Source organism: Pseudomonas sp. URMO17WK12:I7, assembly GCF_003269045.1.
Lineage (GTDB): Bacteria > Pseudomonadota > Gammaproteobacteria > Pseudomonadales > Pseudomonadaceae > Aquipseudomonas > Aquipseudomonas putida_J.
On sequence record NZ_QLTL01000017.1, the window covers coordinates 85,060 to 98,913 of the forward strand.

Consider the following 13,854-nt stretch of genomic DNA (forward strand, 5'->3'; position numbering starts at 1 on the left):
AACAATCATGAAATACGTGAACACCCTGTTGGCCACGTGCCTGTCGCTGGCTGCCCTCAACGCGGCCCACGCCGCAGTATCCCCTGACCAGGCCGCCAAACTGGGCAAGAGCCTGACCACCCTGGGCGCGGAGCAGGCCGCCAATGCCGATGGCTCGATCCCCGCCTACCAGGGCGGCCTGCTGACGCCGCCGGCCAACTACCAGAGCGGCGCCAGCATGCGCCCCGACCCCTTTGCCAACGAAAAGCCGCTGCTGGTCATCGATGGCAAGAACGCCGATCAGTACAAAGGCCAGCTGACGGCAACCACCCTTGAGTTGCTCAAGCGCTTCCCGAGCATGCGGGTCGATGTCTACCCGACCCACCGCAGCGTGGCGCTGCCCCAGGCGGTGTTGGCCAACACCTTGAAGAACGCCACCGGTGCCAAGAGCCAGGAGGGCGGCACTGCAGTGGACAACGTGCTGCCGGGCATCCCGTTCCCGATCCCGCAAAACGGCGCGGAGGCGATGTGGAACTTTCTGCTGCGCTACCAGGGCGTGAGCATGACCGCCAAGTACGACTCGTGGAACGTCGATGCGGCCGGCAAGCCTTCGCTGTCGACCACCGGCCAGGCCAACATCAGCTACCCGATCTACGAAGACATGAACAAGCCGATCGGCGCCAAGGACACCTATTACCAGATGAAACTGGTGTACACCGGCCCCGCCCGCCGCGCCGGCGAAGCGATGATGCTGCGTGATGCCGCCAACCCGCTGGTGCAGCCACGCAGCGCCTGGCAGTACCTGCCTGGGCAGCGCCGGGTCAAGCTGGCACCGAACCTGGCCTACGACACGCCCAACCCAGGCACCTCGGGCTCCGGCACCTACGATGACGTGTTCGTCTTCAACGGCGCCCTGGACCGCTACGACTGGACCCTGGTCGGCAAGCAGGAAATGTACGTGCCATACAACACCTACCAGCTCACCTACAACACCGACGTCAAACAGCTGATCACCCCCAACCACCTCGCCCCGCAGTTCGTGCGCTGGGAGAAACACCGCGTGTGGGTGGTGGAAGGCAAGCTCAAGGACGGTGCGCGGCACATCTACCACAAGCGCCGCTTCTACCTCGACGAGGACAGCTGGGTCGCCCTGGCCTCCGACCAGTATGACGCCCGCGGTCAGCTGTACCGTGGCTCGTTCGCCTTCCTGACCCAGAGCTACGACAAGCAGACCCCGGATGCCACGCCGTTCATGATCTACGACCTGGTCGGCGGCACCTACAACCTCAACGGCGTGGTCGGTGCCTATGGCGGTATCCGCTACATCGACCCGCTGTCCAAGGCCCAATGGTCGCCTGAATCGCTGGCCGGCAACGGCATCCGCTGAGCGCATGGCGCAGAGGTCCGCAATGTCTGTCTTCAAACGATGCAGCGTGGCGATGCTGTTCTGGGCTGCGCTGCAAGGCGCCGCCCAAGCGGCGCCCTTCACCGATGTGCTGGACCTGCCGGCCATGCCCAGTGCACTGGCCACAACCAGTGCGCTGCGTGATGTAACCCGCGCCGGTGAGCGCCTGGTGGCGGTGGGCCCGCGTGGCCACATCCTGTACTCCGACGACCAAGGTGCGCACTGGCAGCAGGCCCATGTGCCGGTCAGCGCCGACCTCAATGCCGTCAGCTTCGCCACCGCAGAGCATGGCTGGGCGGTCGGCAACGACGGTGTGGTGCTGCACAGCCGCGACGGCGGCCAGCACTGGGAAAAGCAGCTCGATGGCCGGGCACTGGCCGACGGCACCGACAGCACCTTGCTCGATGTGTGGTTCAGCGATGACCAGCATGGCTATGCCGTGGGCCTGTTCAACCTGTTGCTGCGCACCGAGGACGGTGGCCAGCACTGGTTGCCGTGGCAGGGCCACAGCGACAACCCCCAAGGCTTGCACCTGACCAGCCTGGCGCCCGTGGGTGACGCGTTGTACATCACCGGCGAGCAGGGCCTGTTGCTCAAGCTGGATGCCGCTGGCCAGCGTTTCATCCAGGTGCCGACGCCCTATGCCGGTACCTTGTTCGGTGCCGTGGGCAAACCCGGGCTGCTGGTGATCTACGGCTTGCGTGGCAATGCCTACCGCAGCACGGACGGCGGCCAGCAATGGCAGCCGGTCAGCAGTGGCGTGAAGACCAGCCTGACGGCAGCCAGCCTGTCCGCCGACGGCAATGTGTGGCTGGCCAGCCAGGCCGGCGACCTGCTGCTCAGCCGCGACGGCGGCGCCAGCTTCAACCCGCAGCCACAAGCCATACGCGGCCCGGTGACCGCGCTTGCCGACGACGCCGCTACCGGTCTGGTACTGGTGGGCGAGCGGGGCGTGCGCACCTTCGACGAGAGAAGACCCTGATGGCCGATATTCGCCAAGATCCACTGCCGGTGATCCACAAGCTCGCCGACTTCGACCCCCGGTCGGGCAATCGCCTCGAACGCCTGGTGTTCAACCACCGCCTGGCCTTCGTGCTGTGCATGCTGCTGACCACCCTGGTGCTGGGCTACATGGCACTGACCCGCCTGGAACTGCGCCCCAGCTTCGAGAAGATGCTGCCGCAGAGCCACCCCTACATCCAGAACTACCTGGAGAACCGCCCATCGTTGCGCGGCCTGGGCAACGCGGTGCGGGTGGTGGTGGAAAACACCCACGGCGATATCTTCGACCCCGACTACCTGCAGACCTTGCGCCAGATCAACGACGAGTTGTTCCTCAGTGACGGTGTCGACCGTGCCTGGATGAAATCGCTGTGGAGCCCGGCGGTGCGCTGGACCGAAGTCACCGAAGAAGGCTTCCAGGGCGGCCCGGTGATGCCTGATGGCTACCAGGGGGCGGCCGCCGACATCGAACAGCTGCGGCAGAACATCGAGCGGGCAAATATTGTCGGCAGCCTGGTGGCCCGCGATTTCAAGTCGAGCATGCTGATCGTGCCGCTGCTGGACCAGGATTCGGCCACCGGCAAAGGCATTGACTACCACGCCTTCTCGCAAAAGCTGGAACACCTGCGTAGCCAGTATCAGGCCAGCGGCCAGTACCGGATCCACGTGATCGGCTTCGCCAAGCTGATGGGCGACCTGATCGACGGGCTGATCCAGGTGATGGCGTTCTTCGCCCTGGCCGTGGTCACCAGCTTGGTGATCATCTACCTGTACACCCGCTGCGTGCGCAGCACCTTGCTGGTAGTGCTGTGTTCGTTGACGGCGGTGGTTTGGCAGCTGGGTATCGTCGCTTGGCTGGGCTATGCCATCGACCCATACTCGATCCTGGTGCCGTTCCTGATTTTCGCCATCGGCGTGTCCCACGCCGCGCAGAAGATGAACGGCATCCTCCAGGACATCGGCCGCGGCACCCACCGGCAGATTGCCGCGCGCTACACCTTCCGCCGCCTGTTCGTGGCCGGGGTCACCGCGCTGCTGGCGGACGCGGTGGGCTTTGCCGTGCTGATGCTGATCGACATCCCGGTGATCCAGGACCTGGCCATCACCGCCAGCATTGGCGTGGCGGTCCTGATCTTCACCTCGCTGTTGCTGATGCCGGTGGCGCTGTCGTATGTGGGCGTGGGCCGCAAGGCCGCCGAGCGCGCGCTGTACATCGATGCCCGCGCAGCGCAGCACCGTGGCTTTGGCCGGCTGTGGGACCTGCTCGACCGCTTCACCGAACGCAAGTGGGCCACGGGCGCCTTGCTGGTGGCCGCGGTGCTTGCGGGCATCGGTGTATGGGGCAGCCTGCAGCTGAAGATCGGTGACCTCGACAGCGGTGCCCCGGAGCTGCGCGCCGACTCGCGCTACAACCGCGACAACGCCTTCATCACCAGCCACTACGCGCTCAGCAGCGACACCTTCGCGGTGATGGTCAAGACGCCGCCGGAAGGCTGCCTGCGTTACCAGACGCTGGTGCTGGCCGACCGCCTGGCCTGGGAGCTGCAGCAGTTGCCTGGGGTACAGACCACGCTGTCGCTGGCCAATGCGGTGCGCCAGATCACCGCCGGCACCTACGAGGGCAACCCGCGCCTGAACAGCCTGCAGCGCAACCAGGACGTGCTCAACTACGCAGCCCAGCAGGCCTCGGTCAACACCCCGGAGCTGTTCAACAACGACTGCTCGCTGATGCCGGTGATCGCCTACCTCAAGGACCACCGCGCCGACACCCTGGCACAAGTCGCCGCCACCGCCGAGCGTTTCGCCCAGGCCAACAGCGGCGAGGACCGCCAGTTCCTGCTGGCAGCCGGTAGCGCCGGGATCGAGGCCGCCACCAACATCGTCGTGCGCGAGGCCAACCACCGCATGCTGTTGCTGGTGTACCTGGCCGTCACCGTGTTCTGCCTGTTCACCTTCCGCAGCTGGCGCGCCACCCTGGTGGCGATCCTGCCGCTGATGCTCACCTCGCTGCTGTGCGAAGCGCTGATGGTGGCCCTGGGCATCGGCGTCAAGGTCGCTACCTTGCCGGTGATCGCCTTGGGCGTGGGCATTGGCGTCGACTACGCGTTGTACCTGCTCAGTGTGCAACTGCACCACCAGCGGGCCGGCCTGCCGCTGGCGCTGGCTTATCAGAAGGCCGTGGCCTTTACCGGGCGGGTCGTTGGCCTGGTGGGCATCACCCTTGCGGCCGGCGTGGTCGGTTGGGCCTGGTCGCCGATCAAGTTCCAGGCCGACATGGGCCTGCTGCTGACCTTCATGTTCCTCTGGAACATGCTCGGCGCGCTGGTGCTGATCCCGGCGCTGTCGCACTTCCTCTTGCGTGGCCATGGCGCCCCGGCGGCCAGCCGGGCGCCTGCCGCATCACGTTCGTCAACCCAAGCAACCGAGTGTTCGCCTCATGTCTGATTACCTTCCGCCACTGCGCGACATGGATTTCCTGTTCAACGAAGTGTTCGATATCCCGGCTTGGTGGGCGCAGACCCCGGCGCTGGTTGAGCAAGTCGACGCCGACACCGCCCGGGCTGTGCTCGAGCAGGCCGGCAAGCTGATTGCCGACGTGGTGGCGCCGCTCAACCGCAGTGGCGACGAACAGGGTTGCCGCTGGGAAAACGGCCGCGTGATCACTCCTGACGGTTTTGCCAGCGCCTATCGGGCCTTCGCCGAAGATGGCTGGGTGGGTGTCGCGGGCGCACCGGAATACGGCGGCATGGGCATGCCGAAAGTCATCGGCGCCCAGCTCGAAGAAATGCTCAATGCCGCCAACCTGTCGTTCGGCCTGTACCCGATGCTCACCGCAGGCGCCTGCCTGTCGCTGCTCAACCATGCCAGCGAACCGCTCAAGGCCCGTTACCTGCCGCCAATGTATGAGGGACGCTGGACCGGCTCGATGTGCCTGACCGAGCCACACTGCGGTACCGACCTCGGCCTGCTGCGCACCCGCGCGGAACCAGCGGCCGATGGCCGCTACCGGGTCAGCGGCACGAAGATCTTCATTACCGGTGGTGAACAGGACCTGAGCGAGAACATCATCCACCTGGTGCTGGCGCGCTTGCCCGACGCACCTGCAGGGGCCAAAGGCATTTCGTTGTTCCTGGTGCCGAAGGTGCTGGTCGACGACGAGGGTATGCTGGGCGAGACCAATGCCGTCAGCTGTGGCTCCATCGAGCACAAGATGGGCATCAAGGCCTCGGCCACCTGCGTGATGAACTTCGACGGCGCCATCGGCTACCTGGTCGGCGAGCCGAACAAGGGCCTCAACGCCATGTTCACCATGATGAACTACGAGCGCCTGGGCGTCGGTATCCAGGGCCTGGCCCTGGGCGAGCGCTCCTACCAGAACGCCATCGCCTATGCCCGTGACCGCCAACAGGGGCGCGCCCCGACCGGTGCCCAGGCACCCAGGCAGGCAGCCGACCCGATCGTCGTTCACCCGGATGTGCGGCGCATGCTGCTGACCATGAAAGCGCTGAACGAAGGCGGGCGGGCATTCTCCACCTATGTGGCGCTGCAACTGGACCTGGCCAAGTACAGCGAAGACGCCGGCGCCCGTCGCCAGGCCGAGGCCAAGGTAGCCTTGCTGACGCCAGTGGCCAAGGCCTTCCTCACCGACATGGGCCTGGAAACCACCGTGCATGGCCAGCAGGTGTTCGGGGGCCATGGCTATATCCGCGAGTGGGGCCAGGAACAGCTGATTCGCGACTGCCGCATCACCCAGATCTACGAAGGTGCCAACGGCATCCAGGCCCTTGACCTGGTGGGGCGCAAGCTGCTGGGCGATGGCGGCCAGGCGTACCGTACGCTGTCGGCCGAGATCTGCGCGTATGCCGAGACCTTGCCGAGCGAATTCGGCACGCCGCTGCTGGCGGCCATGCACAACCTGGACGAGCTCACTGCCTGGGTCCTCGACCGTGGCCAGGGCGACCCGCGGGAGATAGGTGCCGCTTCGGTGGAATACCTGCTGGTGTTTGGATACACGCTGTATGCCTACCTGTGGGCACGCATGGCCGAAGCCGCCATGAACACGGAGCAGCCTGAGCCGTTCCACCAGAGCAAGCTGGGCACCGCGCGGTTCTACTTCGCGCGCCTGCTACCGCGCATCCACTCGCTGAGTGCCTCCGTCAAGGCGGGTAGCCACAGCCTGTACCTGCTTGATGCCGACCTGCTGTGAAGGATGCCACGATGACCACCACCCGTATCATGCCGGCCGCCGAGCAGGCCTATGGCTACCCACTGCTGATCAAGCGCCTGCTGCTGTCTGGCGTGCGCTACCGGCCGAACCAGGAAATCGTCTACGCCGACAAGCTGCGCTACAGCTACACGACGCTGATCGAGCGCATCCAGCGCCTGGCCAATGTGCTCACCGAGGCTGGGGTCAAGCCAGGCGATACCGTCGCCTTGCTCGACTGGGACAGCCATCGCGCCCTGGAGTGCTTCTTTGCCGTACCGATGCTCGGGGCGGTGTTGCACACGGTGAACGTGCGGCTGTCCGCCGAGCAGGTCCGCTACACCATGAACCATGCCGAAGACCGCCTGGTACTGGTGCATGACGATTTCCTGCCGCTGATGGCGCAACTGCGCGATGAACTGCCAACGGTGCAAGGTTTCATCCGCCTCAGCGATGGTGCCTGTGATCAGCCGACACTGCCCACGCTGGGCGAGTATGAGGCGCTGCTGGGCGCAGCTGGCGCCAGCTTCGACTTCCCTGATTTCGACGAGCATTCCCTGGCGACACTGTTCTACACCACCGGTACCACCGGCCACCCGAAGGGCGTGTACTTCAGCCACCGCCAGCTGGTGCTGCACACCCTGGCCGAGCAGGCAACCCTGGCTGCCTGCGGTGCCGAGCCACTGTTGCGTGAAGGCGATGTGTACATGCCGATCACGCCGATGTTCCATGTGCATGCCTGGGGTGTGCCCTATGTGGCCACGGCGCTGGGCATCAAGCAGGTCTACCCGGGGCGCTACGAGCCCAATCGCCTGGTGCGGCTGTATCGGGAAGAGGGCGTTACCTTCTCGCATTGCGTGCCGACCGTGCTGCAGATGATGCTCGACAGCGACGAGGGCCGGCGTACCGACCTGGTCGGCTGGAAGATGCTGCTTGGCGGCAGCGCGCTGACCGTAGGGCTGGCACAACGGGCCAGCCACCGCGGCATTCGAGTGCACTGTGGCTATGGCATGTCGGAGAGCTGCCCACTGCTCAGCGTCACCCGCCTGGGCGCGCAGGACCTGGCATTGCCCGTGACCGAGCAGGTGCCGCTGCGCATCAACGCCGGGGTGCCGATCGTGCTGGTTGACCTACGTATTGTCGATGACGCAGGCCTGGACGTGCCTCACGATGGCGAACGTCTGGGTGAAGTGGTGGTGCGTGCGCCCTGGTTGACCCAGGGCTACCTCAACGAGCCAGAGCAAGGCGCTGCGCTATGGCGTGACGGCTGGCTGCACACCGGCGACCTGGCTTGCATCGACGCGGGCGGCGTGGTGCGCATCCGCGACCGGATCAAGGATGTGATCAAGACCGGTGGCGAGTGGATCAGCTCGGTCGAACTGGAAAGCCTGATCAGCCAGCACCCGGCCGTCGAGGCGGTGGCCGTGATCGGCGTGCCTGACCCGCAGTGGGGCGAGCAACCGCTGGCATTGCTGGTGTGCAGCGACGGCCGGCAATTGGACGCGGCGGCACTGGCTGCGCACCTGCAGCCCTTCGTCAACAGTGGCCAGCTGAACAAGTGGGCGATTCCACGGCAGATACGCTGTGTTGAGCAAATCCCGAAAACCAGCGTGGGCAAGGTCGACAAGAAGCTGATCCGGCAGGCTTTGCTTACCGAATAACCTGCGCAAGAAAGCGGGTGCAGCGGGGGGCGGGCAACGTTAAAGTGCGCTGAAACGGGTTTGCCGTAGGGAACTCAGATGTCCAGCGCCTTTACTTTCATGTCGTCTCCGGTCGGCACCCTGACCCTGGTGGCACGCGGCGAGCGCCTCGCCGCCGTGCTGTGGGAGGAGGAACGCGAGAACCGCGTGCGGCTTGGCGAACTGCACCGCGATGACCGCCACCCGATGTTGTGCGAAACGGCCCGCCAGTTGGGTGAGTACTTCGCCGGCACGCGCCAGCGCTTCGAGCTGGCGCTGGACTTCGCCGGTACCGAGTTCCAGCGCCAGGTGTGGGCGGCCTTGCTGACCATTCCCTTTGGCCAGACCCGCAGCTACAGCGACATCGCCCGGCAGATCGGCAACCCCAGTGCCGTGCGCGCGGTGGGCGCGGCCAACGGGCGCAACCCGATCTCGATCATTGCCCCGTGTCACCGGGTGATCGGTGCATCCGGGCGCCTGACCGGGTTTGCGGGTGGCTTGCCGGCCAAGCAGTATCTGCTTGCGCTGGAAGGACGGCAGAGCTTGGCCCTGGACCTGTAAGTTTCAGGCCGCTCCTACAAAGACCGTGCCTGCTTCAGGGTCAGCTGAACCCGCTCACCAGCAGGCAAACAAGCAGCGCCATCACCGACCCCGCCAGCAGTGTGTACTGGCGACGCGCACGGCGGGCATGTGGCCGCACTTCACGCAGGTATTCCCCTGGCGTTGGTGCATCAGGCCGGTGCCGCAACCCCTCGGCAACCTCCGCCAGCTGGCTCCTGATCAACAGGCCGGTGATGTAGTAGGTCAGGGAAAAACTGGCCAGCACTGAAAGCACGTACTTCATACCGCACAATCCTCCAGCGGCACCCCAAGCGCGAGGTTACTGGCGGTGTCCAGCAGGATGAGGCCTTCAGCCTTGTCATCCAGCGCCGCCAGCAGATTGCCCTGGCTGTCCCAGGCCGCAGAGCCGCCAGCACCGATGAAGTTGTCGGCCGGCCCGACGCAGTTGGCCAGCAACACCGGAATACCCAAGGTGCGTGCCACCTCCGGGTAGTGTTCGTTGCCTTCGCGCATGCCTTTGGCGGTCTTGGCCACGCTGACCAGATACAGTTCGGCACCCAGGGCATGGGCCTGCGCGGCATGTTCGATAAACATCGACTCATAGCAGATGGCCGGGGCGACCTGCAGCGGCCCGGCTTCGAACACCAGGGCTTGATCACCCGGGGTGAAGAACGGCCGCTCGTCATCGTGCAGGCGCTGCTTGGCATACGCCAGGGGGGGGAGGCCCGGGCGCAGGATTGGCATGCCGATGCGAATACCCTCGGCGGTTGGCAGTGGCAGCCCCACGGCCACGCTGACCCCGAGCTGGTCACAAAGCGCCTGCAACGGCTGCAGCCGGGCAGCGCTCAGCGGCAGCGCCACCTGCCGCGCCAGGGTCGGTTCGTAGCCGGTCAACGACAGTTCCGGAAACACCACAAGCTCGGCGCCCAGTGCCGCGGCGTGTTCAATGCAGCGCAGATGGCGGGCCAGGTTGCACGCCAGGTCGCCTTTACGCGACGCCAGTTGTACGGCACAGAGTTTCATGGTGCGTTCCTTCCCTGGTACAGGTCCAAGGGCCGAGCATACCCCCGGCACACTCACCTGTACCAGCCGGGTGGCACTTCAGGACGTGGAGTGCGGGCCGAAACGTTGGCGGAACCAGTCGTCGAGCATGGCCTTTTCCGCATACAGGCGGTCGCTGCTGTGGGAGGCCCGGCCTGGGCGGCTCAGGTACATCTTGTCACTGACCCGCTCCTGGGTTTGTTGGTCGGGCTTGCCGGGCTGGCTCAGGGTGTAGCTCAGGTCGATGGTCGGCCAGGTGATGTCCCGCATATAGCGCACATCGTAGGCCTGGCTGTGCCAGGGCTCGTAACGGCCGGCCAGGTCGATGTCGCGGATGTCGATGACCAGCTGCTGGCCGGGCTGCAGGTAACGCTGGCCGAGTTTCTGCAAGTACTCGGTCAGGGTTTTCATCACGTAAGGGTCGGCGCCGCGCTCATAGCCTGGGCCATCGAGGCTGGCGTCGCGGAATTTTTCCGGGTGGTCGAAACGCACCTCGACCTGCGCAGGCGGGGTGCCATGTGCCATGCTGTTGAATGACAGCGCCACGAGCACGGCACACACAAGAGCGTTATGCATGATGCACCTGCGGGGTGAGCTGTGTGTCGCTTCATTATACGCCTGCCAAGGCGCGGCAGCAGAGGAACAACGTAATGAGCCGGTTTCGGCGGGTAGCCGCCAACAGCAAGGGACGTGACCTGGCCGTGGGCGATATTCACGGGCATTTCCGGCGGTTGCAGCAGTGCCTGGATGCGGTGGGCTTCGACCCGGCGGTAGACCGGCTGTTCAGCGTCGGTGACCTGGTCGACCGCGGGCCGCACAGTGAAGAATGCCTGTGGTGGCTGGCTCAGCCCTGGTTCCATGCAGTGCAGGGTAACCATGAGTCGCTGGCGATCACGTGCCTGTATGGCGGGCGCCTGGATCTGGATATGTACCGTGCAGCGGGTGGTGGCTGGTTCATCGATATGCCCAAGGAGCAGCAGGCAGTGTTTGTCGAACAGTTCCTGCAATTGCCGATTGCCCTGGAGGTGCAGACAGAAGCCGGCCTGATTGGCCTGCTGCATGCCGATAGCCCGTTCACCGACTGGCATGCATTGCGCGATAGCCTGCTGTTTGAAGACGACGCTGGCGTTCGCGAGGTTTGCCAATGGTCGCGTCAGCGCCTGAAAGAGGGCAACGCCGAGGCCGTGGCAGGTCTGCGTGCCTTGCTGGTGGGCCATACGCCGGTGATGCATGCCAAGCAGCTGGGCAATGTCTGGCACCTTGACACCGGCGGCTGGGCCAGCGGCCATTTCAGCCTGATGGACCTGGCCAGGCTGCGCCTGGTCAGCCCGGCAAAAGATGAATCAACAGCGCCCCGGCCAGCACCATCAGCATGATCCCGGACGCCCGTTCCAGCCAGGGCAGGGCACGCGCGAAGCGCCGTAGCAGTCGCGGGTTGCCAATGGCTGCGGCCACCAGCAGGTCCCACAGCAGCACGACGCTGAACATCCAGGTGCTGTAGAGCCATTTCCAGCTTGCGCTGGCGCTGGCCACCATGCCGGCAAGGCTGGCGTAGAACAGCGCGTTCTTCGGGTTGAGTACGCCGGATACAAAGCCCATGCCCATGCTACCCCACCAACCTTTGATTGCGCCCTGCGCAGCAACGGCTGTCAGCTCGCCAGTACCCGCATGGCGCAGGAACAGCAGGCCGATGTAAAGCAGGTAGCCGGCACCGGCCAGTTGCAGGGTGATGAACAGCATGCTGCCTTCGCGCAGGATTGCCAGGCCGGCGAAGGCCATGGCAATGAACAGGCCATTGGCCAAGGCGATGCCCAGGCAGGCGCCACTGGCCACACGCCAACCTGCCGCTACCGATGTGCGGGCAACCAGGAAGAAGTCTGGCCCCGGTGAAAGCAGGGCGAGGAAGTGGGCGAGGGCGACGATCAGGAACTGCTCCATGGTGGGCTTTCTCGGGTAGAAAGCCGCAGTCTGGGATGTTGCCCAAGCGCCGGTATTGAAGATTATTGCGCTTGCCGGTAATGCCCCGGCGTCACCCCTACATGGGCTTTGAACACCCGCTGGAAATGGCTCTGGTCGGCAAACCCCAGCTGGTAGGCAACCTCGGCCAATGCCAGCCCGTCACGCAGCAGTAGCCGGCCTCGGTTGACCCGCGCATTGAGCAGATAGGCATGGGGTGTAAGGCCGGTAGCGGCGCGAAACGCGCGGATCAGCTGATAGCGGCCAAGGCCCGCTTGCCCGGCCAGGCGCTCAAGGCTCAGTTGCGCCAGGTCGTGCGCCTCGATGTATTCGATCAGCCTGCGCAAGGTCGGCCCCGCCAGCGCAGGTGCGGGCGCCGCACGTGATGCCGGTTGAGCAGAAAAGTCGTGATCGCCCAGGAACGCCACCAGCGCCGCTTCTTTCTCGCCAGTGCTGGCTGCAGAGAACAACAGGTCGTTCAGCTCACAGAATTCACGGTACAGCCCCGGTTCCTGGCTGATGCGCGCAGGGGCTCCGGGCCTGGCCGCTTCGAGCCCGGACTCCAGGCGCAACTGCGCCAGCCAGCCGGCTTGCACATGCAGCATCTGGTAGCTCCAGGCTTGGCCGGGCTCGGGGTTGCAGGCATGCACCCGTTGCGCCGGCACCAGCACCAGGGTGCCCGGCGTGAGGCGCTCGCGCCCCTCGCCAGCGCCTGTGAAGCAGCTGCTGCCGGCATCTACTGCGCCGATGGAGAAGGTCGGGTGACTGTGCGCCTTGTAGCAGGCGCGGCTATGGCAGGCACGGCGGCTTTCCACCCAGGGCAGTGCCGAGTCGTGCCAAAGCAGGGAACGGGCAGTGGGCATGACGGTGTCCTCGATCAGCAGCGCAGCTTAGCAGCGCCGGGCGCGAGACCGTACAGTTTTTGCCGTTGGCTGTACCTTGACCGGGCACCCGCCCGGCATCGAGAGTAGGGGCAGATTGCCTGGAGAACAAAATGGACCTGTCGAGCCTGTTGCTATTCATCCCTGCCTGCTTTGCCCTGAACATGGCGCCGGGGCCGAACAACCTGTTGTCGTTGCACAATGCCAGCCGCTACGGGCTGCGTACCGCTTGTGTGGCTGGCGGCGGGAGGATTCTTGCCTTCAGCGGCATGATCGCTTTGGCTGCCATGGGCCTGGCGGTGGTGCTGCACACCAGCGAATACCTCTTTCTGGCGATCAAGGTGGTGGGCGCGGCGTATCTGTTCTACATCGCCTGGCAGCTGTGGCGCGCCCCGGTTGGCGAGGCTGTGGTAGCCAGCGATCACCCGCGTGGCACCTGGCGTCTGGCGCGCCAGGAATTCTGGGTGGCGGCGGGCAACCCGAAAGCCATCCTGATCTTTACTGCCTTCCTGCCGCAGTTTGTCACGGTCGGCAGCGCTACACCGGTCAGCGAGCAGTTCCTCTGGCTGGGTGTGCTGTTCCTGCTGCTGGAGTGGGCGGCGATTGCCATCTACTCGGGCCTGGGCGCCTACATGCAACGCTGGTTCAGCCAGCCCGGCCCGCGCCGGCTGTTCAACCGGGTCAGCGCCTCGCTGCTCGGTTGCGCCGGCCTAGGCTTGCTGGCGGCGCGCCGCTAGACCTCGCCTCGCTCACTGTAACGGCATTTCATATGCCGTTACGGCCCTGCCTGAGTTGTATGTAAGGCGCAAACACGGGGCAACTGGCAAAAATGCCAGGAGGCCCGTGGCTATCAATCGCGGTAGAAGGTCTGCACCAGGTGGTAGCCGAACTTACTCTTGATCGGCCCGTGGACCACGCGCAGGGCTTTCTTGAAGATTACCTGGTCGATCGAGCCCACCAGCTGGCCCGGGCGCACTTCGCCCAGGTCACCGCCGCGCTTGCCTGATGGGCAGGTGGAGAACTTCTTCGCCAGCACGTCGAAGGCCTCGCCATTGGCGATGCGCTGCTTGAGCTTTTCGGCTTCGTCAGCGGTCTTGACCAGGATGTGGCGGGCTTGAGCTTTCATGGGACACCTGTGCTTCGGGG

At 65.1% G+C, this 13,854-nt stretch carries 14 protein-coding genes; 8 read left to right on the forward strand and 6 right to left on the reverse strand.

What is annotated here, in order from left to right:
• Window positions 1-7 precede the first annotated feature (7 nt).
• From H040_RS22220 to H040_RS22245, 6 genes are all read left to right on the forward strand, one after another.
• Window positions 8-1,366, forward strand: a complete 1,359-nt coding sequence (locus H040_RS22220; RefSeq protein WP_027919206.1) for a DUF1329 domain-containing protein — start codon at window positions 8-10, stop codon at window positions 1,364-1,366.
• Window positions 1,367-1,388: 22 nt separating this feature from the next.
• On the forward strand, window positions 1,389-2,366 hold the full coding sequence (locus tag H040_RS22225) for a WD40/YVTN/BNR-like repeat-containing protein (protein ID WP_027919207.1): 978 nt from the start codon (window positions 1,389-1,391) through the stop codon (window positions 2,364-2,366).
• Entirely contained in the window at window positions 2,366-4,831 is a 2,466-nt protein-coding gene (locus H040_RS22230) for an efflux RND transporter permease subunit (RefSeq protein ID WP_027919208.1), read from the forward strand. The genes H040_RS22225 and H040_RS22230 overlap by 1 nt, the downstream gene beginning before the upstream one ends.
• Window positions 4,824-6,593 (forward strand): acyl-CoA dehydrogenase C-terminal domain-containing protein, encoded by a 1,770-nt coding sequence (locus H040_RS22235; RefSeq protein WP_027919209.1) that lies wholly within the window; start codon window positions 4,824-4,826, stop codon window positions 6,591-6,593. Before H040_RS22230 ends, H040_RS22235 begins: the two co-directional genes overlap by 8 nt.
• Window positions 6,594-6,604: 11 nt before the next feature.
• Window positions 6,605-8,251: a fatty acid--CoA ligase gene (locus tag H040_RS22240; RefSeq protein WP_027919210.1), complete on the forward strand. Its 1,647-nt coding sequence runs from the start codon at window positions 6,605-6,607 to the stop codon at window positions 8,249-8,251.
• Window positions 8,252-8,329: 78 nt separating this feature from the next.
• Window positions 8,330-8,830: a methylated-DNA--[protein]-cysteine S-methyltransferase gene (locus tag H040_RS22245; RefSeq protein ID WP_027919211.1), complete on the forward strand. Its 501-nt coding sequence runs from the start codon at window positions 8,330-8,332 to the stop codon at window positions 8,828-8,830.
• Window positions 8,831-8,870: 40 nt separating this feature from the next.
• Here the strand turns inward: H040_RS22245 and H040_RS22250 are convergent, their stop codons facing one another.
• From H040_RS22250 to H040_RS22260, 3 genes are all read right to left on the reverse strand, one after another.
• Window positions 8,871-9,113: a hypothetical protein gene (locus H040_RS22250; protein ID WP_033696254.1), complete on the reverse strand. Its 243-nt coding sequence runs from the start codon at window positions 9,111-9,113 to the stop codon at window positions 8,871-8,873.
• Entirely contained in the window at window positions 9,110-9,853 is a 744-nt protein-coding gene (locus tag H040_RS22255) for a carbon-nitrogen hydrolase family protein (RefSeq protein WP_027919212.1), read from the reverse strand. The genes H040_RS22250 and H040_RS22255 overlap by 4 nt, the downstream gene beginning before the upstream one ends.
• Before the next feature lie 78 nt (window positions 9,854-9,931).
• Complete coding sequence (locus H040_RS22260) at window positions 9,932-10,447, reverse strand: DUF3016 domain-containing protein (RefSeq protein ID WP_027919213.1); 516 nt, start codon at window positions 10,445-10,447, stop codon at window positions 9,932-9,934.
• 74 nt (window positions 10,448-10,521) lie between these two features.
• On the opposite strand from H040_RS22260, the gene H040_RS22265 reads away from it, so the two are divergent.
• On the forward strand, window positions 10,522-11,247 hold the full coding sequence (locus tag H040_RS22265; RefSeq protein ID WP_027919214.1) for a metallophosphoesterase: 726 nt from the start codon (window positions 10,522-10,524) through the stop codon (window positions 11,245-11,247).
• On the opposite strand, the gene H040_RS22270 is transcribed toward H040_RS22265, so the two are convergent.
• Entirely contained in the window at window positions 11,195-11,809 is a 615-nt protein-coding gene (locus tag H040_RS22270) for a LysE family translocator (RefSeq protein WP_027919215.1), read from the reverse strand. The two genes, H040_RS22265 and H040_RS22270, sit on opposite strands and share 53 nt — an antisense overlap.
• 62 nt (window positions 11,810-11,871) lie before the next feature.
• Window positions 11,872-12,690, reverse strand: a complete 819-nt coding sequence (locus tag H040_RS22275) for a helix-turn-helix domain-containing protein (RefSeq protein ID WP_027919216.1) — start codon at window positions 12,688-12,690, stop codon at window positions 11,872-11,874.
• 131 nt (window positions 12,691-12,821) lie between these two features.
• Between H040_RS22275 and H040_RS22280 the strand changes: the two genes are divergently transcribed.
• On the forward strand, window positions 12,822-13,445 hold the full coding sequence (locus H040_RS22280; RefSeq protein ID WP_027919217.1) for a LysE family translocator: 624 nt from the start codon (window positions 12,822-12,824) through the stop codon (window positions 13,443-13,445).
• Between the two features lie 113 nt (window positions 13,446-13,558).
• Here H040_RS22280 and H040_RS22285 read toward each other — a convergent pair whose 3' ends face one another.
• The gene (locus tag H040_RS22285) at window positions 13,559-13,834 is read right to left on the reverse strand and encodes a peptidylprolyl isomerase (RefSeq protein ID WP_027919218.1); all 276 of its coding nucleotides are present in this window, start codon (window positions 13,832-13,834) and stop codon (window positions 13,559-13,561) included.
• Window positions 13,835-13,854 lie beyond the last annotated feature (20 nt).

Excerpts from the sequence above, each read along its gene's own strand:
- H040_RS22240 (WP_027919210.1), top strand. The coding sequence starts at position 6,605 with ATGACCACCACCCGTATCATGCCGGCCGCCGAGCAGGCCTATGGCTAC.
- H040_RS22235 (WP_027919209.1), top strand. The coding sequence starts at position 4,824 with ATGTCTGATTACCTTCCGCCACTGCGCGACATGGATTTCCTGTTCAAC.
- H040_RS22255 (WP_027919212.1), bottom strand. The coding sequence starts at position 9,853 with ATGAAACTCTGTGCCGTACAACTGGCGTCGCGTAAAGGCGACCTGGCG.
- H040_RS22285 (WP_027919218.1), bottom strand. The coding sequence starts at position 13,834 with ATGAAAGCTCAAGCCCGCCACATCCTGGTCAAGACCGCTGACGAAGCC.
- H040_RS22225 (WP_027919207.1), top strand. The coding sequence starts at position 1,389 with ATGTCTGTCTTCAAACGATGCAGCGTGGCGATGCTGTTCTGGGCTGCG.
- H040_RS22250 (WP_033696254.1), bottom strand. The coding sequence starts at position 9,113 with ATGAAGTACGTGCTTTCAGTGCTGGCCAGTTTTTCCCTGACCTACTAC.
- H040_RS22280 (WP_027919217.1), top strand. The coding sequence starts at position 12,822 with ATGGACCTGTCGAGCCTGTTGCTATTCATCCCTGCCTGCTTTGCCCTG.
- H040_RS22230 (WP_027919208.1), top strand. The coding sequence starts at position 2,366 with ATGGCCGATATTCGCCAAGATCCACTGCCGGTGATCCACAAGCTCGCC.
- H040_RS22220 (WP_027919206.1), top strand. The coding sequence starts at position 8 with ATGAAATACGTGAACACCCTGTTGGCCACGTGCCTGTCGCTGGCTGCC.
- H040_RS22260 (WP_027919213.1), bottom strand. The coding sequence starts at position 10,447 with ATGCATAACGCTCTTGTGTGTGCCGTGCTCGTGGCGCTGTCATTCAAC.
- H040_RS22245 (WP_027919211.1), top strand. The coding sequence starts at position 8,330 with ATGTCCAGCGCCTTTACTTTCATGTCGTCTCCGGTCGGCACCCTGACC.
- H040_RS22275 (WP_027919216.1), bottom strand. The coding sequence starts at position 12,690 with ATGCCCACTGCCCGTTCCCTGCTTTGGCACGACTCGGCACTGCCCTGG.
- H040_RS22265 (WP_027919214.1), top strand. The coding sequence starts at position 10,522 with ATGAGCCGGTTTCGGCGGGTAGCCGCCAACAGCAAGGGACGTGACCTG.
- H040_RS22270 (WP_027919215.1), bottom strand. The coding sequence starts at position 11,809 with ATGGAGCAGTTCCTGATCGTCGCCCTCGCCCACTTCCTCGCCCTGCTT.